The following is a 17,399-nucleotide window of genomic DNA, read 5'->3' as shown; positions in this document are numbered from 1 at the left end:
CGGCGGGTAGTGTCGCCGCCATGGGCAGTGCGGTCGCGGTCGTCACCGATTCCACCGCCTACCTTCCCCCCGGGCTCGCCGAACGGCACGGGCTGACCGTCGTCCCGCTCCAGCTCGCCGTCGGCGGCGCCACCCGGGACGAAGGCGACATCAGCGCCGCGGACGCCGCCCGGGCGCTGAGGGAATGGCATCCCGTCACCACGTCCCGTCCCGCGCCCCAGCGGTTCGCGGACGCCTACAAGGCGGCCGCGGCCTCCGGCGCGCGCGAGGTGGTCTCCGTTCACCTGGCCTCCGCCATGTCGGGGACGGTCGAGGCGGCGCGGCTCGCCGCCGGGGAATCCCCCGTGCCCGTGCGGGTCGTCGACAGCGGGACCATCGGCATGGGCCTCGGATTCGCCGCCCTCTCCGCGGCGGCCGCCGCGCTGGCGGGCGGGTCCGCCGGCGACGCCGTGTCCGCCGCCACCCGGCGGGCCGGGCTCACCCGCTCCCTCATCTACGTCGACACCCTGGAGCACCTGCGGCGGGGCGGCCGGATCGGCGCCGCCGCCACCCTGTGGGGCTCCGCGCTGATGGTGAAACCGCTCCTGGAGATCACCGGAGGCCGCATCGCGCCGCTGGAGAAGGTCCGCACGTCCTCGCGGGCGCTGGCCCGGCTGGAGGAACTGGCCGTGGCCGAGGCCGGCGACCGGCCCGTCGACCTCGGCGTCCAGCACCTCGCCGCCGCAGCCCGCGCCAAGACCCTCGCCGCCCGGCTGCGCGACCGCGTCCCGCACGTCCAGGACGTCTACGTCGGCGAGGTCGGGCCCGTCATCGGAGCCCACGTCGGCCCCGGCATGCTGGGCGTCGTCATCGCCCCCCGGCTCTGACCCGCGCGCCTCCGGAGCCCAGGGAGGCCGTCAGGGGCGCAGGAGGCGGCGCAGGACGGTCGGCGTGCGTCCGGTCTCCGCCCTGACCGTGCGGGTGAGATGCGCCTGGTCGGCGAAGCCCAGATCGGCGGCGAGACCGGCCAGGTCCCGCTCGCCCCGCTCCAGGCGGTCCAAAGCGCGGCCGACCCGGATCCGGTTCCGGTAACGGGTGACGGACATGCCGGTCTCGCTGCGGAACGTCCGGCTCAGGTGGGAGGGGGAGACCTCAAGGAGGCGCGCCAGCGAGACGAGCCCGGCCGCTTCAGGATGGCCGCTCGTCATGGCCTCGCGCGCCTCGTCGACCAGTGCACGGCGCCTGCCGCTCTGCTCGTCCACGGCGAGGTGGGCGAGAAGCTCCACGAGCCGCTCGGCCGTCTCGAAGGCCGTGTCAGGCCCGGAGCGCAGGAGGAGGCGATGGGCGACGTCTGCGCGCGCGCTGACTCTGACCGGGCCGGACGGGCGCCGCCACAGGCCGGGGGAGAGCAGGATGGCCGTGCACACGTCGCCGCCTGCGGGATGCGCGAACTGGCCCTCTTCGCCGGCGCTCTGTGTGTAGCCCATGGTGCCGTCGATGACGGCGCGTCCGCGGCGCGACCGCATGCGGAACCGTCCCGCCCGCACCAGCACGATCTGATCCCCCGTGAACGGCTCGGGCTCCGACCATCCGGGCCGGTGCCCCGTGCACCGCACCGTGTGGACGGCGAAGTCGTCCGTCCTCGCCACGGTGATCGACTCGCGCATGCCGCCATCGTACGCAGGGGCAAACATCTTCAAGCGCCGGCGGGCGGCCGCCCGCACACTCGCGGAATGGTCGGACGATGGCTGCTGGTGGTGCTGCTCACAGGGCAGGCGATGGTCTCGATGGACGCCTCCATCGTGGCGGTGGCGATGCCGGGAATCGCGGACGCGCTGCACGCGTCAGGCTCTCTGCTGCAACTCATCACGGGCGGCTACATCTTCGCCCTGGCCGTCCTCGTGGTCATCGGCGCGCGGCTGGGCGACCGCTACGGCCATCGCACCACGTTCTTCCTTGGGCTGTTCGGCTTCACCGCCGCGTCGTTGGCGTGCGGGCTGGCGCCGACCGGCGCCGTTCTCGTCTACGCAAGGGTCTGCCAGGGCGCCTCGGCCGCACTCCTGTTGCCGCAGGTTCTGTCGCTGATCCAGCTGTCTTTTGTAGGGGCGGCCAGAGCGCGCGCACTCGGCCTGTACTCGATGGTCCTGGCGCTGGGGGTCGCCCTGGGGCAGGTGGCGGGAGGCGTCATCCTGACCCTGGGCGGCAGCTGGAGGCCCATCTTTCTGGTCAATGTCCCCGTGGGAGCCGTCCTCCTCGCCGTCGGACCACGTCTGATGCCGCCGGAACACAGGAAGGCCGTCCGCCTGGATCTGCCCGGCGTGGTGCTCCTCTCCTGCGGCATGGCCGCGCTCGTCGTGCCGCTGGTACTCGGCAGGGAACAGCACTGGCCGTTGTGGACGTGGCCGTCCCTCTCAACGGGATGCGTCGTACTCAGCATCTTCTGTGTCCACGAGCTGAGAACGGCGTCACCGCTCCTTGACCTGTCGGTGCTGCGCAGGCCCTTCGTCAAGCCCGGCCTGTTCGCCTCCTGCGCGGTGACGGGCGCCTACACCGGACTCCTCTTCACACTCGCGCTCCACCTGCAGAACGTGTTCGGCTTCTCACCGCTCCACGCCGGGCTCACGTTCCTTCCGTATACGGCGGGCTTCGCCACGGCGGGCGTGGGGTGGACACGCCTGCCGCCTCTGGCGAAGGCGAATCTTCCGACATGGGGCCTGCTGGCATTCGCCGGGGCCGCGTCGACACTGGCGTTCCTGGTCCGGGACGGCTGGCCGCCGCTCCTGTCGATACCCCTCCTGTACGTCGCCGGGTTCGGTCATGCCGCGGGCTTCAGCCCTCTGGTCGACCGGATCACCGGGGCCGCGGGACCGGCCCAGGCCTCGTCGGTCTCCGCCCTGACGAACACGGGCGCCCTGATGTCGAACGTCGTCGCGATCGCCGTCTTCGGCGGCGTCTACCTCTCGTCGCCCGGCACGCTGACCCACGTCACCGCACTCCTGGTGGTGCTGCTCGTGCTCGCCGCCGCGGCGTCCCGGCGCCGCTGACCCAGAGTTGTCCACAGTCTTCGAACCCCGCACGCCCGCCTGACCGGTCTCCCTAACGTCGGGCTTCATGAGACCCGACACGGAAGACCGCCTGCACGCCCTCACGGGCCGCTGGAAGCCGTCCGCCGCCTCGGCGGACGCGCCGCCCGCCGCCCGGTTACGCGCGGCGCCCGACCGCTCCCACGTCCGCATGCTCGTCCTCGTCGGCGTGCTCGCCGCCCTGGTGGCCGTCGGCTACCTCTGGCTCGCCCGCCCGCGCCCCCAGCCGGCCGCACCCGCGGCGGCCGTCTCCCTCAGCGAACCGCGCCCCACCCTGTCGGCCGGCCCGGCCGCCGCGACGTCCTCCCCGGTGGTCGTCCACGTCCTCGGCAGGGTCGAGCACCCGGGCGTGGTCACCCTGCCGCCCGGCTCCCGGGTCACCGAAGCCATCAAGGCCGCGGGCGGAGTCCTTCCGGGCGCGAAGACGGGCGCCCTCAACCTGGCCCGCCCCCTGGTCGACGGCGAGCAGATCCCGGTCGGCATCCGCGCGCCGACTCCGCCGCCACCACCGCCCGGCGGAGCGGCCGCGACCGCCCCGGGCGCGCCCGGCACCCCGCTCGATCTCAACGCGGCCACCCCCGACCAGCTGGACGACCTCCCCGGCGTCGGCCCCGTCCTCGCCCAGCGCATCGTCGCCTACCGCACGCAGCACGGCGGCTTCCGCTCCGTCGAGCAACTCCAGGACGTCAGCGGCATCGGCTCCCACCGCTTCGCGGACCTGAAGAAATCGGTTCGCGTATGACGCACGACCTGCGCCTCCTGATCCCGGCCCTCGCCACCTGGCTGACCGCCGTCGCGACCCTGGGCCTGCCCCGGCCGCTCATCTACGGCCTGGCCGCGACCGCCGCCGCCACAGCCCTCTACCTCCTGAGCACTCACCGCCCACCACCGGCACCCGCAGACCCCTCATCCCCTGAGCGGCAAACGCGCCCTCACGCAGACAGTGGTGCCGCGCGGCACCCGGTAGACCCACACCCCGAGCCACCCGCCACCACGCGCCCCCCAAGGGACGCCCGACCCGCGAAAGGTGACCAGCACGGCCGCCTCCCCAGCCCACCGTCCGCGGCCGCGCCTCGCCTGGACACGGGTGTCGCCAGGCGCGGGGGCGGCAGTCGGCGTCACCGCTTCCTCAGGCGGCTCGTACCTGTCGCGCGGCGCTCGGACGGCGGCGTCTCGCGCCGATCAAGGGAGGCGTGGCGGCTTCTCGCCGGCGCGGCTCTGGCGTGTGCCGCGGCGTCGGCCTGCGGGGTGGCGCTGCGGACCACGGCCGTCGCGACGGGGCCCGTACGGGATCTGGCCCGGGCAGGGCGGTCGGCGACGGCCGAGGCCGTGGTGACCGGGGACCCGCAGGCACGGCCCGGGAACGGCCGACCGATGATCATCATCCGCGCCCGCGCGGAGGCCGTGCAGGGGACCGAGGTCCGCGTCCCGGTGCTCCTGATCGCCGCGGACCCCCGCTGGCTCCGGTCGATCCCCAGCCAGCGCGTGCGCCTGCGCGGGCGCTTCGTGCCGCCCCGGGGCCCCGACCTGCTCGCCGCGGTCGTGATCGTGCGCGGGCCGCCGACCGTCCTCGGCCCGCCGTCCACGATCCAGCGCGCCGCGGAGCACGTGCGGGCGCGGCTGCGAGCCGCCGTGGCGCGGCTTCCGCCCGACGAACGCGCGGTGCTTCCGGGCATGGTCGTCGGCGACACCTCGCGCCTCGACCCGGAACTCGCGGAGGAGTTCAGGGTCGCCGGGCTCACCCACCTCCTCGTGGTCTCCGGCGCGAACCTGGCGATCGTCACCGGGGCGGTCCTCGGGCTGTGCCGCCTCGCCGGTCTCGGGCGCCGCCGAGCCCCGCCCGTCGCCGTCCTCGCGGTGTGCGCGTTCGTGGTCGTCGCCCGTCCGGAGCCGAGCGTCCTCCGCGCGACCGTCATGGGCCTGATCGGCCTCCTGGCGCTGTTCACCGGACGGCAGCGCCAAGGCATCCCCGCACTGGCCGCGGCGGTGCTGCTCCTCGTCCTCATCGACCCGGAACTCGCGCGCTCCTACGGGTTCGCGCTGTCCGTCCTCGCGACGGCGGGCCTGCTCGTCCTGGCCCCGCCCTGGCGCGAACGGCTCGCCCGCCGGATGCCGGGCCCGCTCGCGGCCGCCATCGCGGTCGCGGCCGCCGCCCAGGTGGCCGTCGCGCCCGTCCTGGTGATGCTGTCCGGAGAGATCGGCGTCGTCTCCGTGTTCGCGAATCTGCTCGCGGCCCCGGCCGTCGCTCCCGCCACCCTCCTGGGCGCCCTCGCCGCGGTCACCGCGCTCCTCTCCCCGCCGCTCGCCCGCCTGATCGTGTGGCCCGCAGGCCTGGCCGTCGGCTGGATCATCTGGATCGCCCGAACCGCCTCCTCGCTGCCCTACGCGACGATCCCCTGGGCAAGCGGCGCATTAGGCGCCACCACGCTTCTCCTAGGAGCCGGAGCAGCGGCCCTGGTCCTGCGCAGCCACCGCCTCCGCCTCATCGCGGCCGCAGCCTTGACCGGCGTCCTCGTCGGTGTCATCGCCCTGCGCGTCGTGGCGCCTTCATGGCCGCCACCCGGATGGCAGATGGTCGCCTGCGACGTCGGCCAGGGCGACGCCCTGGCTCTGTCCGCCGGGTCGGGCCAGGCCGTCGTCGTGGACGCGGGCCCCGACCCCACCCCGGTCGACCGCTGCCTTCACCGCCTCGGCGTCACCGCCGTCCCGCTCCTCGTCCTGACCCACCCGCACGCGGACCACATCAACGGCATCTCCGGCGTCCGCCACGGCCGCACCGTCCGCGAGGTGCTGATCACGCCCCGCACCTCGGGCCGCGAGGCGCGCCATGCGTCCGGCCTCCGCATCGACCCCGCCGCGACCGGCCAGCAGTGGCGCGTCGGAGACCTCACCCTCTCCGTCCTCGCCCCGCTCACCACCGCCCCCGCCCTGTCACCGGCGGACGACGGCACCACGATCAACAACGCGAGCGTGGTGCTCGTCGCCCGCAGACCGGGCTTCAGCGCCCTTCTGGCCGGCGACGTGGAACTGGAGGCACAACGCGCCCTGGCAGCGAGCGTCCCCCACGTCCAGGTGCTGAAGGTCCCCCACCACGGCTCACGCAGTCAGGACCCCGCCTTCCTGGCAGCCGCCCACGCGTCCATCGCCCTGATCTCGGTCGGCGCCGACAACGACTACGGCCACCCGTCCACCACCACCCTCGCCCTCCTGCACCGCCTCCACACCCAGACCCACCGCACCGACAAGGAGGGCGACATAGCCATAGCCCGCACCCGATCCGGCCTGACGACCGTCCCCCGCCACTGACCTCTCCTCCACCGCAGGAGCCCGACCGACCACGATGACTCCGGGGCGAGGCCTTGAGGGTTCCGCCGGGCGCATCCGGCAGTCCCGGCAGCGGCGCCGCCCGCCTCGGCCGCCGCACCCACCTCGTCCACGCCCGCGGTGGGGGCTTGGAAGGCGGTGGATGGGGGCGCGGGGTGGCTGGGGCGTGGCATGCTGCAGGGGTGTCGGTTGAGTCCATCGTTCTGGTCGTCGGTGATGAAGAGCTGCTCGTGGAGCGGGCGATCGGGGACGTCGTCGCGTCCGTGCGGGCAGGGGACCCGGACACCGAGGTCATCGATCTGGCGCCCGGTGCGCTGGAGCCCGGTCGCATCTCGGAGCTGACCTCGCCCTCGCTGTTCGGCGGCGGGAAGGTGCTCGTGCTGCGGTCGGCGCAGGACCTGGGCAAGGACCTGACGGCCGAGGTGCTGAAGTACGCCAAGGCCCCTGCGGAGGACGTGGTGCTCGTCGCCGTCCACCCCGGGGGCGCCAAGGGGAAGGCCCTGGTGGAGGGGCTGACCAAGCTCGGCGCGCGAAAGATCGCATGCCCGAAGGTCACCAAGGCCGGCGAGCGGGTCGACTTCGTCCGGGCCGAGATCCGCAGGGCGGGCGGGAAGATCTCGGCGGACGGCGCGCGGGGGCTGATCGAGGCCGTCGGCAACGACCTGCGCGAGCTGGCGGCGGCCTGCAGCCAGCTCGTCTCCGACACCGGCGGCAAGATCGACGATGCGGCCATCGCCCGCTACTACCGGGGGCGCGCCGAGGTCAGCGGGTTCACCGTGGCGGACAAGGCGATCGAAGGCCAGCTCGCCGAGGCCCTGGAGCAGCTCCGGTGGGCCCTCGCGACGGGTGTGGCGCCCGTGCTGATCGTGAGCGCGCTCGCCCAGGGCGTGCGCGGATTGGCGAAGGTCGGCGGCGCGCCCCGGGGCGCGCGGGGAGCGGCACTGGCCAAGGACCTGGGCATGCCGCCGTGGAAGATCGATCGGGTGCAGAGGCAGCTGCGGGGGTGGTCCGGCGACGGGGTCGCGCGGGCGCTCACCGCCGTCGCGGAGGCCGACGCGGAGGTCAAGGGCGGCGCCGCAGACCCGGCGTACGCCCTGGAGAAGACCGTCGCCCGAATCGTCGCCGCCCGCAACTGACCCACCACTCCGCCCCCGCCACCGACCAGGTACACCCCGGCTCCAGGTACACCCGGCTCCAGGTACACCCGGCTCCAGGTACACCCGGCTCCAGATACACCCGGGCGACCTGGCTGAAAGGAGGGTGTTGTCGGTGGGTGGTGCCTGGCTGCTTTGCGGGTGTTCTCAGGGGGCGGGGTTCTGTTCGGCCTTGGCCTTCAGGCCTTCTGCCTCCATGGTCACGTAGCGGCGGGTGAGGCGGCCGGCCAGGAGGGCGAGGACGGGGGCCAGGGGGCCTTTCTGGTCGAGCGTGAGGCGGACGGTGCATCCGCCGCCGGGGGTGGGGACGATCTCGTGGCCCCCGGTCGTGGTGACTCCGGTGGAGCGGGACTCCCAGGTGAAGTCGCCGTTCTCGTCGAAGGCGGTGACGGTCCAGACGGTCGCGGGGAGCTTCGGCTGGTGGACGCGCGCCCGGCTGCCGAGGGCGAAGGGCTCGTCCAGGAGTTCCACGCGGTCCATCGAGGCGGTCATGTCGGGCCAGCGTTCGACGTCCTTCAGGAGGCTCCAGACGGTCGCGGGCGGGGCGTCGATGTCGACGGAGATCTCGAAGTGCACGGGGCGCTCCTCAGCGATGCGCGGACGGCGGTCAGGAGATCGGTGACGAGGGGGTCGTCGGCCCTGTCCGGCAGGTGGAGAGCGTAGTAGGGGACGGCGGGCAGGTCGACGATCTCGCGTGCCGTCAGCCCCGGGGGAGGCGGGACGCAGCCGTTGACGACGGCGAGGCCGACGCCGAGGGACGCGAAGTGCAGCATCAGGGGCCAGCCCGCGGCCTCGACGGCCAGGGACCAGGGCACCTCTGCGGCGCGCAGGGCGCGTTCGAGGGTGATGCGGTGCGGGCCCTCGGGAGGCGGGACGACGAGGGAGGCGCCGGCGAGGTCGGCGAGGGCGAGGCGCGGCCGCGCGGCGAGGGGGTGGTCGTCCGGCATGACGAGCGTCTGGGGGTAGGACGCCAGCGGGACGGCGGTGATGTCGGCGGGCAGCACGTCGAGGACGGCGACGCCCAGGTCGGCGCGGCCGGTGCGGACGGCGGCGAGGGTGCGGGCGCGGTCGCCGTTGACCAGGCGGATTCCGGGGCGGACGGCGTCGCCGAGGAGGTAGAGGTAGGCGCCCTCGCCCGCCGCCAGGGCCGGGACGCGGGAGGGCGACGTGCCGTGGACGTCGGCGAGGAACGCCGCCATGCGGGCGTCGAGGTCGCGGGCGAAGCGGGCGACCTGCTCGCCGGCGGGGGTGAGGGCCAGGCGGCGCCCGTGCCGGGTGTAGAGGGGGCGGCCCAGGGCGTCGCCGAGCTTCTGCACCTTGACGTGGAGGGCGGGCTGGGAGATGTGGAGCGCCTCGGCGGCGCGGGTGAAGTTGAGGTGGTCGGCGAAGACCGCGAACGAGGCGAGCGCGTCCGTGGACAGGCGGCTCACATCCATAATCACAGGCTATAGCCAGGAGGGTCATTAATAGTTCTGTTTTAGGGTGCCTGGGCCGAGGGTGGGGGGATGAACATCGAATCGCGGCTCGGCGTTGATTTCGGCCGGGTCATCCATGGGGGGCTCCGGGCTCCCGGCGACGACGACACCGCGTTCCTCGACGGCGGTTTCGAGGAAGCCCTCGCGTCTCCCGCGACGGACGGCGTCTACGAGGTCCTGCCCGGCCTGGTCGAGGCGTTCGGGGGACGGGCGTGGATCATCTCCAAGTGCGGGGACCGGGTGCGGGAGAGGACGCTGGCCTGGCTCGACCGGCATGACTTCTACGAGCGGACCGGCCTGCCGCGGGGCAACGTGCGGTTCTGCCGGAAGCGGCAGGACAAGGCGCGGCACTGCGCGGAACTCGGGATCACCCACATGATCGACGACCGGCTGGACGTGCACCGCGCCATCCGCGAGATCGTCCCCTACCGGTACCTGTTCGGGCCGAAGGAGGGGCCCGACTGGGTGCGGCACGTCCCCGACTGGGCCGCCGCGGAGCTCATTCGCTCAGATATTCCGGCGGAACCGCGTCGACCAGCCACACGCCGTTAGCGCTGACGCGGAACTCGTGACCGGCGGCCGCCATCCGGCCGGCCCGCACGGTCAGCACGACGGGGGCGCCGCGCCGCGCGCCGACGCGCCGGGCCGTCTCGCGGTCGGGCGACAGGTGGACGGCGTGCCGCCCCATGGGAAGCAGCCCCTCCCGCAGGATGGGGTCGACGGAACGGCGCACGGTGCCGTGGAACAGCAGTTTCGGCGGGGGCGTCACCGGCAGGTTCAACGAGACCGGCACCGTGTGGCCCTGGACGGCCCGGATGCGGTCCCCGGCGAGCTCGTAGCGCTTCTTGTCGTTGACCGCCACCACGTGTTCGAGGTCGGCTCGGGTGAGCGCGAACCCGTGGGCCGCGGCGGCCGAGAGCAGGTCGGCGACGTCGGCCCATCCCTCGGGATCGAGCGTGAGGCCGATCCGCTCGGGGCGGTGCCGCAGGTGCTTGGCGAGATACTTGGAGATCTTGACCGCGCGGCGCTCGTCCATGGACATGCGTCGGGGCCGGCGCGCGGCCGGCCCCGGGCGTGCGGCTCCTACTTGGCCTGCAGGGCGGCGGCCTGCTTGGCGATCGCCGACTTGCGGTTGGCGGCCTGGTTCTTGTGGATGACGCCCTTGCTGACGGCCTTGTCCAGCTTGCGCGCGGCGAACCGCTGCGCGGCGACGGCGTCGTCCACGTTGCCGGCCTCGGCGGCCTCGCGGAACTTGCGGATCGCCGTCTTCAGCTCGGACTTGACGGCCTTGTTGCGCAGGCGGGCCTTCTCGTTCTGCTTGTTGCGCTTGATCTGGGACTTGATGTTAGCCACGTCGTAGAGCCTCAGCTTGGTCGCGATCCTGGGCCTGCGCGTATCGGCAGGCGCTGACGAAATGTCTGAACGGGGGCGGGACGGTGCCCCCGGGGCACGACGCTACGCCACACGCAGTCGCACAGCCTACCAATCCCCGGGGCCCGTCCCAAACCGGACCGTGCACGGAGCATCGCGCCGGTCATGGGACTATGGGAGGCACAGATCCCTGTCCACCTGTGAGCATTGCGAACGGACCCCGGTGCCAGCGCCCCAGCCTGTCAAGACCGATCCCGCGATCATCCGCAACTTCTGCATCATCGCGCACATCGACCACGGCAAGTCGACCCTCGCGGACCGGATGCTGCAGCTGACCGGAGTGGTCGAGGAGCGCCAGATGCGCGCCCAGTACCTCGACCGCATGGACATCGAGCGCGAGCGCGGCATCACGATCAAGAGCCAGGCGGTCCGGCTGCCGTGGACGTCCGGCGGCGTCGACCACGTCCTCAACCTGATCGACACCCCCGGCCACGTCGACTTCTCCTACGAGGTCTCGCGGTCGCTCGCGGCGTGCGAGGGCGCGGTGCTGCTGGTGGACGCGGCGCAGGGCATCGAGGCCCAGACGCTCGCCAACCTCTACCTGGCGCTCGAAGCCGACCTGCACCTGATCCCCGTCCTCAACAAGATCGACCTTCCGGCGGCGCAGCCGGAGAAGTACGCCGAGGAGCTGGCCGGGATCATCGGCTGCGACCCCTCGGACGTCATGCGCGTGTCGGGCAAGACGGGCGAGGGCGTCCGCGAGCTGCTCGACAAGATCGTCCAGGAGGTGCCGGCGCCGGTCGGGGACCCCGACGGCCCCGCGCGGGCGCTGATCTTCGACTCGGTGTACGACACCTACCGGGGCGTCGTCACCTATGTCCGGATCATGGACGGGCGCCTGTCGCGGCGCGAGAAGAGCCTGATGATGTCGACCGGGGCCGCGCACGAGACCCTGGAGGTCGGCGTGATCTCCCCGGAGCCCAAACCCGTGCAGGGTCTCGGCGTCGGCGAGGTCGGCTACCTGATCACCGGGGTGAAGGACGTCCGGCAGGCGCGCGTCGGCGACACCGTGACCGGCGCGTCCCGGCAGGCGCCCGTGGCGCTCGGCGGCTACCGCGACCCGAAGCCGATGGTGTTCTCCGGCCTGTACCCGATGGACGGCGACCAGTACCCCGAGCTGCGCGACGCGCTCGACAAGCTGCGGCTGAACGACGCCGCGCTGGTCTACGAGCCGGAGACGTCGGCGGCGCTCGGGTTCGGGTTCCGCTGCGGCTTCCTCGGCCTGCTGCACATGGAGATCGTCCGTGAGCGGCTGGAGCGCGAGTTCGACCTGTCGCTGATCTCGACCGCGCCGAACGTGGTGTACCGGGTCGTGATGGAGGACGGCACGGAGCACATCGTCACCAACCCCAGCGAGTTCCCCGAGGGCAAGATCGGGACGGTGTACGAGCCGGTGGTGAAGGCGACGCTGCTGTCCCCGTCCGACCACATCGGCGCGATCATGGAGCTGTGCCAGGGCCGCCGCGGCGTGCTGCTCGGCATGGACTACCTGTCGGAGGACCGCGTCGAGATCCGCTACACGCTGCCGCTCGCCGAGATCATCTTCGACTTCTTCGACCAGCTGAAGTCGAAGACGCGCGGGTACGCCTCGCTCGACTACGAGCCCAGCGGCGAGCAGGAGTCCGACCTGGTGAAGGTCGACATCCTGCTGCAGGGCGAGTCGGTGGACGCCTTCAGCCAGATCGTGCACAAGGACAAGTCCCGCGAGTACGGCCTGATGATGACGGCCAAGCTCAAGGAGCTGATCCCGCGGCAGCAGTACGAGGTGCCGATCCAGGCCGCGGTCGGGGCCCGCATCATCGCCCGCGAGAACATCCGCGCCATCCGCAAGGACGTCCTCGCCAAGTGCTACGGCGGCGACATCTCCCGCAAGCGCAAACTGCTGGAGAAGCAGAAGGAGGGCAAGAAGCGGATGAAGACCATCGGGCGGGTGGACGTCCCGCAGGAGGCCTTCGTCGCCGCCCTCTCGACCGGGGGCGGCGACGCCGACAGAGGCAAGAAGTAGCCGCCGCTACTTCAGCAGGGGCCAGGCCACCGGGGACGGCACGCGCCGGAACTCGCCGCGGTTGGCGGCCCTGCCCGCGTACACCAGGAAGAACATCTCCACGGCCGTGAAGAGCAGCGGCACCCAGATGAGGAAGTCGGCCACCAGCGACAGCAGCCCGAAGACGAACCACACGGCGATGGCGGCGATGCCCATGTTGAGGCCCTGCGCGGCGTGCTTGCGCACGAACGGCGAGCGGGCCTTGCCGAGGTAGACGACGGCCGGGGCGATCGCGCCGACGAGGAACTGCCCCACGTACGCCATCAGCGACCACGTCTTCTCGTCATCGGTGACGGGGCCGAAGTGTCCGGGTATCTGGGCGGTGTTGTTTCCGCCCTGGAAGTTGTTCTCGCCCGGCGGCGGCTGCTGCTGCCAGCCCATGCCGCCCTGGGGTTGCTGTGGCTGCTGCCAGGCGTTGCCGGGCTGCTGCCAGGGGGGCTGTTGCTGCTGCCACTGGGGCTGCTGTCCCTGGCCGGGCGACGGGGGGTGCCCGTAGGCCATCGTGGACGTCCTCTCCGGGGTCGCTATGCAAGTTATTGGCGAAGTGTATGACTCCTTGGACGCGCGTGGAGTTCGTCCGGGTTCCCTGTGAACAGGGGCCCGTGGCCGATTTCCGCCACGGGCCCGCTTGCGGTGCCGGGTGGTGCCTCAGGGGCGCCAGAGGACGGCGGACGGGTTCGCCGGCGTGAGCGTGACCGAGCCCTTCCACTCGACCGACGAGGGCCGCGGCAGGAACGAATCGTCCAGGAAGAAGCCGCGGTTGATGGACGTCACCGTGGCCGGAGCGCCGTCGTCCCCGCTTCCGGTGGGACGGCGGAGGGCCTCGATGCCCGCGATGTCGGAGACCGTGGTCCCCTCCGGGAGTTCGACGGTGGTGGCGACGGCGCCGTCGCGGTCGATCGACCAGGTCGGCTCGTCGTGGTCGGAGCGGTACAGCCGGGACGGGTCGGACTTCAGCCGCACCCCGAGCGCGACCCCGGGCACCGACCCGGACCCGGTCGCGGTCCCCGTCGTCTTGGCGAACTCCACGAACAGGTACGTCCGCTGGTCGCCGACCTCGCGCGTCGCCGGATCGGACGGCTTCTCGATCTTCCCTTCGCGGACCATCTCCTGGGCGGCGATCCGGTAGGTCCACGGTTCCCGGTCCATGACGACCTCGCGGGCCCGGCCGTCCGGCCGCGTCCCGGTGGCGTCCGGCAGGAAGCGCAGGGGCGCGTCGGGCGAGATCACGTCGCACATGTTGTTGTTCTGGGTGCAGGTCTGCAGGACGGGGTGGTCGCCTTCGTAGCGGCCCGTGAACTTCAGGGTCAGGTGCATCGGCGCCTGGTAGACGGCGGTGCCGTCCACACGCCGTCCGGACGCGTCGACCTCGACCCGGTAGATCCACTCGATGTCGGTGGTCCGGCCCCAGCGGGCCATCAGCGCGGGCGTGTCGGTGCCGCCGTCCTCGTTGCTCCACACCACCGAGTACTCGATGATCTTGTGGCCGGGGGCGGCGGCGGGACGGGTCTCGTGCCAGGCGACCAGCGGGGTGTCGGTGGTCGCGTTCTGGTACGGGTCGCCGAACGGCCAGCCCGTCCGCCCGACGACGACGGGCGCGTGGCGCAGGGCGAGCGCGCCCGCCTCCGGCATGCGGACCGCGGGGCGCCGGAGCGTGACGCGGCGTGCGGCGGGCGCGCTGCCCTTGGCGAACCGCAGGGTCACCTCGTGGCGCCCCTTCCGGACGTGCCCGAGCCCGAGGCTGCGGGGAACCGGATCGGACGTGGGGACGACGAGGTCGGTCGCATGGCGCCCGTCGACGGCGATCGACACGACGGCCGACTCGGCGCCCGCGCGGACCCAGGAGACGCCCGGCGCGGACGCGGTGAAGGAGATCACCGCCTCCCCGCCGCGGCGGGCGGTGAACGGCAGCGACCGGGCGGGGCTGCCGCGATGGACGTTGATCGTGCCGGGCGGCCCGGCGGCGGTGGCGGGGGCGGCGGTGAGGGCGAGGGGAGCGCCGGCGAGGGCTGAGGCGGTCACGGCGAGCACGGCATGGCGCGCGCGGCTTCTCATGATCGGGGAACCTAGGCGGCCGCGGTTGCGTTCCGGTGACGGCGCGGTCCCCCGTGGGTGTCGGCTCCGTGTGCGCCGGGGATCGGCGGGCGTCAGGAACCGGCCCACAGCGGCGACAGCGCCGCCGGCACCCCCAGGGACACACCGGTGAACCGCTCCGCCTCGTCCGACCCGTCGGGCGCGTGCAGCGTGAGCCCGGAGGCCGGCAGCCGGACGGAGCCGCCGCGCCTGACGATCTCGTGGTCGAGTTCCCCCAGCAGCGCGACGACGTCGCCGGCGGGCTCGTCGAGCAGGTCGACGCCGTCGAGCCGGAACCGCATCTCGGGGTTGCCGCTCCAGCCGGGCGCCCGCGTCCCGCAGATCTGCGCGAGCCGCTCGACGCCGTCCTCGCCCCGGCCGGTGGACAGCGCCAGCGCCCCGCGCCCGACCCGGACGCTGCGGTGCCCGGTCCATCCGCACAGGAACGACGACTTCGGCGGGAGGGTGCCGCAGCGCTCCGCGATCGCGGCGAGGGTCGCCCAGGCGTCCGCGGCGCGGGTGGAGAACAGCAGGCTCGCGTCCGGCAGCAGCGCACCGCGCCCCGGTTCCAGGGTGACCACGAACGGCGGCACGCGGCCGGGGAAGCGCGCCGGGTCGGCCTCGCGGAGGGTGACGATGCCCTCCCACTCGACGGGCTCGGCGACCGCGAACCAGGTGATCGCCGCCTCGGCGCCGAACTCGCGGAACGTCGCGTCGGTCAGCCGCTCGGCGACCGCGTCCCGCAGCCCGTCGGCCGTCTCGGCGAGCCTGCGGCGCCACCACGCCGGCTCCGGGTCGGTCCGGCCGCCCGCGGACCAGCGCGTCCCCGCGCCGGCGAAGTCCGCGCGCCGCTCGGCGCCCGCGTCGTCCACCAGCACCCAATGCCAGCCGTCCGGCTCGCCGCGCAGCAGCACCCGGGCGGGAACGCGTCCCCGGCCGGTCGCACCCTCATTTCGCATCCGGACGACCTTATCCGTATTCGTTGCGGCTCTTCAGGCGGTCGGCGACCGAAGTCGCGCCGGTCGGCCGCGACACGGCGGCGGCCGCCCGGCGCGGGCGCCGATGCCGGTACGGTCGGACGGGTACGGTGCCTTGATCAACCGAACCCGGCCGACCTCGCGGAGGCAGCGTGACCCACCCCGAGCAGGTTCTGCGTTCCGAGAAGGAACGGGAGACGGTGAACGGCGCCGTCCGCGCGCTGCGTTCGGCCGCCCCCGCGGGCTGGCGGCGGCTCGACTTCGAGTTCCGCGCGACGGTCGGCATCGACAGCGCCTCCTTCGAGGTCGAGGGCCCCGACGGGGAGTGCCGCACGGCCCTGCCCCCGGGCCAGGCCGTCGGGAAGATGGACGAACTCCGCCGCGCCATGTACCGGTCCGACAAGGGCGCCTGGTTCACCGCGCGCCTCCAGGTCGAGCGCTCCGGCCACTTCAGCGCCGAGTTCGACTACGACGGCGAGCCCGACTTCAGCCCGCCGCTGGCCCCGTCCGCCTACGTCCAGGACCTCGACCGCTACCCCCGCGCGGCCGAGCACACCCCCGACTGGCTCCGCGACAAGCTCGGAGACGCCTGACCGGCGGGAGAGGCCCGGTCGAAGCAGGCGGCGGAGCGCGGCAGACTTGGACTGTGCCCTCGACGCTTCCTGACGGCGATCCCGTACCGGCCGACGGTGCGCTGCCCGACACCGCCCTGCACGGCCTGGGAAAGCGCCCGTTCGCGTTCTACGTGCACGTGCCGTTCTGCGTGACCCGGTGCGGGTACTGCGACTTCAACACCTACACGGCGACGGAGCTCGGCCCGGGAGCGAGCCGCGACTCCTACGCCGACACCGCGATCCGCGAGGTCCGGATGGCCCGGCGAGTGCTCGGGGACGCGGACCTGCCCGTGGAGACCGTCTTCGTGGGCGGCGGCACGCCGACCCTCCTCCCACCGGACGACCTGGGCCGCGTCCTGTCCGCGATCGACGCCGAGTTCGGGCTCGCCCCAGGCGCGGAGGTCACCACCGAGGCCAATCCCGAGTCGGTGGACGAGGCGTACATCGGCAAGCTCCGCGAAGCCGGATTCACGCGCGTCTCGTACGGCATGCAGAGCGCGCGCGAGCACGTCCTGGCCGTCCTGGAACGCACGCACACGCCCGGACGCGTCCCGCAGGTCGTCGAGTGGACCCGCAAGGCGGGCTTCGAGCACATCAACCTCGACCTCATCTACGGCACGCCGGGGGAGACCGACGACGACTGGAGGGGCTCCCTGGAGGCGGCGCTGGCGGCGGAGCCCGACCACGTGTCCGCCTACGCGCTCATCGTCGAGGAGGGCACCCGCCTGGCGGCGCAGGTGAGGCGCGGCGAGCTGACCGCCCCCGACGACGACGCCATGGCCGACCGGTACCTGATCGCCGACGAGCTGCTCAGCGGCCACGGACTGCACTGGTACGAGATCTCCAACTGGGCCGCCGACCCGCGCGCCGCCTGCCGGCACAACATGCTCTACTGGACGGCCGCCGACTGGTGGGGCGTCGGCCCGGGAGCCCACAGCCACGTGGGCGGCACGCGCTGGTGGAACGTCAAGCACCCCGCCGCCTACGCCGCCCGCCTCGCCGAGGGCACCACCCCCGCCCACGCCCGGGAGGTCCTCACCGCCGAGGACCGGCACATCGAACGCGTCATGCTGGAACTGCGCCTGGCCCAGGGCTGCCCCACCCACCTCCTGGACGACGAGGCCGCCCGCACGTCGATGGACGACGGCCTGATCGAGCCCGCCCCCTACGAGCAGGGCCGTGCCGTCCTCACCCTCAAAGGCCGCCTCCTGGCCGACGCAGTGGTCCGAGCCCTCACCTGACCTG

General features: G+C 73.2%; 17 protein-coding genes. 9 read left to right on the top strand and 8 right to left on the bottom strand.

Features of this window, described 5'->3' with window-relative positions; all coding sequences use genetic code 11:
* The first annotated feature begins 20 nt into the window (after positions 1 to 20).
* Complete coding sequence (locus ACQEU6_RS16355) at positions 21 to 866, top strand: DegV family protein (protein WP_499332851.1); 846 nt, start codon at positions 21 to 23, stop codon at positions 864 to 866.
* 30 nt (positions 867 to 896) lie between these two features.
* On the opposite strand, the gene ACQEU6_RS16350 is transcribed toward ACQEU6_RS16355, so the two are convergent.
* Entirely contained in the window at positions 897 to 1,646 is a 750-nt protein-coding gene (locus ACQEU6_RS16350) for a helix-turn-helix domain-containing protein (protein WP_499332849.1), read from the bottom strand.
* 66 nt (positions 1,647 to 1,712) lie between these two features.
* Here ACQEU6_RS16350 and ACQEU6_RS16345 point away from each other — a divergent pair, with 66 nt between their 5' ends.
* From ACQEU6_RS16345 to holA, 4 genes are all read left to right on the top strand, one after another.
* On the top strand, positions 1,713 to 3,023 hold the full coding sequence (locus ACQEU6_RS16345) for an MFS transporter (RefSeq protein ID WP_499332848.1): 1,311 nt from the start codon (positions 1,713 to 1,715) through the stop codon (positions 3,021 to 3,023).
* Positions 3,024 to 3,090: 67 nt separating this feature from the next.
* On the top strand, positions 3,091 to 3,804 hold the full coding sequence (locus ACQEU6_RS16340) for a ComEA family DNA-binding protein (RefSeq protein ID WP_499332844.1): 714 nt from the start codon (positions 3,091 to 3,093) through the stop codon (positions 3,802 to 3,804).
* A 506-nt stretch (positions 3,805 to 4,310) separates the two neighbouring features.
* Positions 4,311 to 6,368, top strand: coding sequence for a ComEC/Rec2 family competence protein (locus ACQEU6_RS16335; RefSeq protein ID WP_499332842.1), 2,058 nt, complete (start codon positions 4,311 to 4,313; stop codon positions 6,366 to 6,368).
* Between the two features lie 200 nt (positions 6,369 to 6,568).
* On the top strand, positions 6,569 to 7,522 hold the full coding sequence (holA, locus tag ACQEU6_RS16330) for a DNA polymerase III subunit delta (RefSeq protein WP_499332839.1): 954 nt from the start codon (positions 6,569 to 6,571) through the stop codon (positions 7,520 to 7,522).
* A gap of 165 nt (positions 7,523 to 7,687) precedes the next feature.
* On the opposite strand, the gene ACQEU6_RS16325 is transcribed toward holA, so the two are convergent.
* Positions 7,688 to 8,116 (bottom strand): SRPBCC family protein, encoded by a 429-nt coding sequence (locus tag ACQEU6_RS16325; protein ID WP_499332838.1) that lies wholly within the window; start codon positions 8,114 to 8,116, stop codon positions 7,688 to 7,690.
* Positions 8,056 to 8,976, bottom strand: coding sequence for a LysR family transcriptional regulator (locus tag ACQEU6_RS16320; protein WP_499332837.1), 921 nt, complete (start codon positions 8,974 to 8,976; stop codon positions 8,056 to 8,058). Before ACQEU6_RS16320 ends, ACQEU6_RS16325 begins: the two co-directional genes overlap by 61 nt.
* Positions 8,977 to 9,045: 69 nt before the next feature.
* On the opposite strand from ACQEU6_RS16320, the gene ACQEU6_RS16315 reads away from it, so the two are divergent.
* Positions 9,046 to 9,567 carry a hypothetical protein gene (locus ACQEU6_RS16315; RefSeq protein WP_499332835.1) on the top strand — a complete coding sequence of 174 codons (522 nt, stop codon included), beginning with the start codon at positions 9,046 to 9,048 and terminating at the stop codon, positions 9,565 to 9,567.
* Here the strand turns inward: ACQEU6_RS16315 and ACQEU6_RS16310 are convergent.
* The gene (locus tag ACQEU6_RS16310; protein ID WP_499332834.1) at positions 9,515 to 10,057 is read right to left on the bottom strand and encodes an RNA 2'-phosphotransferase; all 543 of its coding nucleotides are present in this window, start codon (positions 10,055 to 10,057) and stop codon (positions 9,515 to 9,517) included. The genes ACQEU6_RS16315 and ACQEU6_RS16310 overlap by 53 nt on opposite strands.
* Positions 10,058 to 10,098: 41 nt before the next feature.
* Positions 10,099 to 10,368, bottom strand: coding sequence for a 30S ribosomal protein S20 (rpsT, locus tag ACQEU6_RS16305; RefSeq protein WP_173393630.1), 270 nt, complete (start codon positions 10,366 to 10,368; stop codon positions 10,099 to 10,101).
* 241 nt (positions 10,369 to 10,609) lie between these two features.
* On the opposite strand from rpsT, the gene lepA reads away from it, so the two are divergent.
* The gene (gene lepA, locus ACQEU6_RS16300; protein WP_499332832.1) at positions 10,610 to 12,451 is read left to right on the top strand and encodes a translation elongation factor 4; all 1,842 of its coding nucleotides are present in this window, start codon (positions 10,610 to 10,612) and stop codon (positions 12,449 to 12,451) included.
* Positions 12,452 to 12,457: 6 nt separating this feature from the next.
* Here lepA and ACQEU6_RS16295 read toward each other — a convergent pair whose 3' ends face one another.
* The 3 genes from ACQEU6_RS16295 to ACQEU6_RS16285 form a co-directional block, all read right to left on the bottom strand.
* The gene (locus tag ACQEU6_RS16295) at positions 12,458 to 12,991 is read right to left on the bottom strand and encodes a DUF4870 domain-containing protein (protein WP_499332831.1); all 534 of its coding nucleotides are present in this window, start codon (positions 12,989 to 12,991) and stop codon (positions 12,458 to 12,460) included.
* A 147-nt stretch (positions 12,992 to 13,138) separates the two neighbouring features.
* Complete coding sequence (locus ACQEU6_RS16290; protein ID WP_499332829.1) at positions 13,139 to 14,545, bottom strand: hypothetical protein; 1,407 nt, start codon at positions 14,543 to 14,545, stop codon at positions 13,139 to 13,141.
* A 92-nt stretch (positions 14,546 to 14,637) separates the two neighbouring features.
* Positions 14,638 to 15,522 carry a hypothetical protein gene (locus ACQEU6_RS16285; RefSeq protein ID WP_499332827.1) on the bottom strand — a complete coding sequence of 295 codons (885 nt, stop codon included), beginning with the start codon at positions 15,520 to 15,522 and terminating at the stop codon, positions 14,638 to 14,640.
* 170 nt (positions 15,523 to 15,692) lie between these two features.
* Here ACQEU6_RS16285 and ACQEU6_RS16280 point away from each other — a divergent pair, with 170 nt between their 5' ends.
* Positions 15,693 to 16,133 carry a hypothetical protein gene (locus ACQEU6_RS16280; RefSeq protein WP_499332826.1) on the top strand — a complete coding sequence of 147 codons (441 nt, stop codon included), beginning with the start codon at positions 15,693 to 15,695 and terminating at the stop codon, positions 16,131 to 16,133.
* Between the two features lie 53 nt (positions 16,134 to 16,186).
* Positions 16,187 to 17,395 carry a radical SAM family heme chaperone HemW gene (hemW, locus tag ACQEU6_RS16275; RefSeq protein WP_499332824.1) on the top strand — a complete coding sequence of 403 codons (1,209 nt, stop codon included), beginning with the start codon at positions 16,187 to 16,189 and terminating at the stop codon, positions 17,393 to 17,395.
* Positions 17,396 to 17,399 lie beyond the last annotated feature (4 nt).

The sequence above is a fragment of the Spirillospora sp. CA-108201 genome (genome assembly GCF_050936235.1).
GTDB lineage: Bacteria > Actinomycetota > Actinomycetes > Streptosporangiales > Streptosporangiaceae > Spirillospora.
The sequence above is the reverse complement of the archived record's forward strand: the minus strand, read 5'-3'. Positions and strand labels throughout refer to the sequence as shown.

Coding starts and splice junctions, on each gene's coding strand:
- ACQEU6_RS16320 (WP_499332837.1), bottom strand. CDS start 8,976: ATGGATGTGAGCCGCCTGTCCACGGACGCGCTCGCCTCGTTCGCGGTC.
- ACQEU6_RS16350 (WP_499332849.1), bottom strand. CDS start 1,646: ATGCGCGAGTCGATCACCGTGGCGAGGACGGACGACTTCGCCGTCCAC.
- ACQEU6_RS16340 (WP_499332844.1), top strand. CDS start 3,091: ATGAGACCCGACACGGAAGACCGCCTGCACGCCCTCACGGGCCGCTGG.
- ACQEU6_RS16290 (WP_499332829.1), bottom strand. CDS start 14,545: ATGAGAAGCCGCGCGCGCCATGCCGTGCTCGCCGTGACCGCCTCAGCC.
- ACQEU6_RS16310 (WP_499332834.1), bottom strand. CDS start 10,057: ATGTCCATGGACGAGCGCCGCGCGGTCAAGATCTCCAAGTATCTCGCC.
- ACQEU6_RS16355 (WP_499332851.1), top strand. CDS start 21: ATGGGCAGTGCGGTCGCGGTCGTCACCGATTCCACCGCCTACCTTCCC.
- ACQEU6_RS16345 (WP_499332848.1), top strand. CDS start 1,713: ATGGTCGGACGATGGCTGCTGGTGGTGCTGCTCACAGGGCAGGCGATG.
- ACQEU6_RS16285 (WP_499332827.1), bottom strand. CDS start 15,522: ATGCGAAATGAGGGTGCGACCGGCCGGGGACGCGTTCCCGCCCGGGTG.
- ACQEU6_RS16315 (WP_499332835.1), top strand. CDS start 9,046: ATGAACATCGAATCGCGGCTCGGCGTTGATTTCGGCCGGGTCATCCAT.
- ACQEU6_RS16295 (WP_499332831.1), bottom strand. CDS start 12,991: ATGGCCTACGGGCACCCCCCGTCGCCCGGCCAGGGACAGCAGCCCCAG.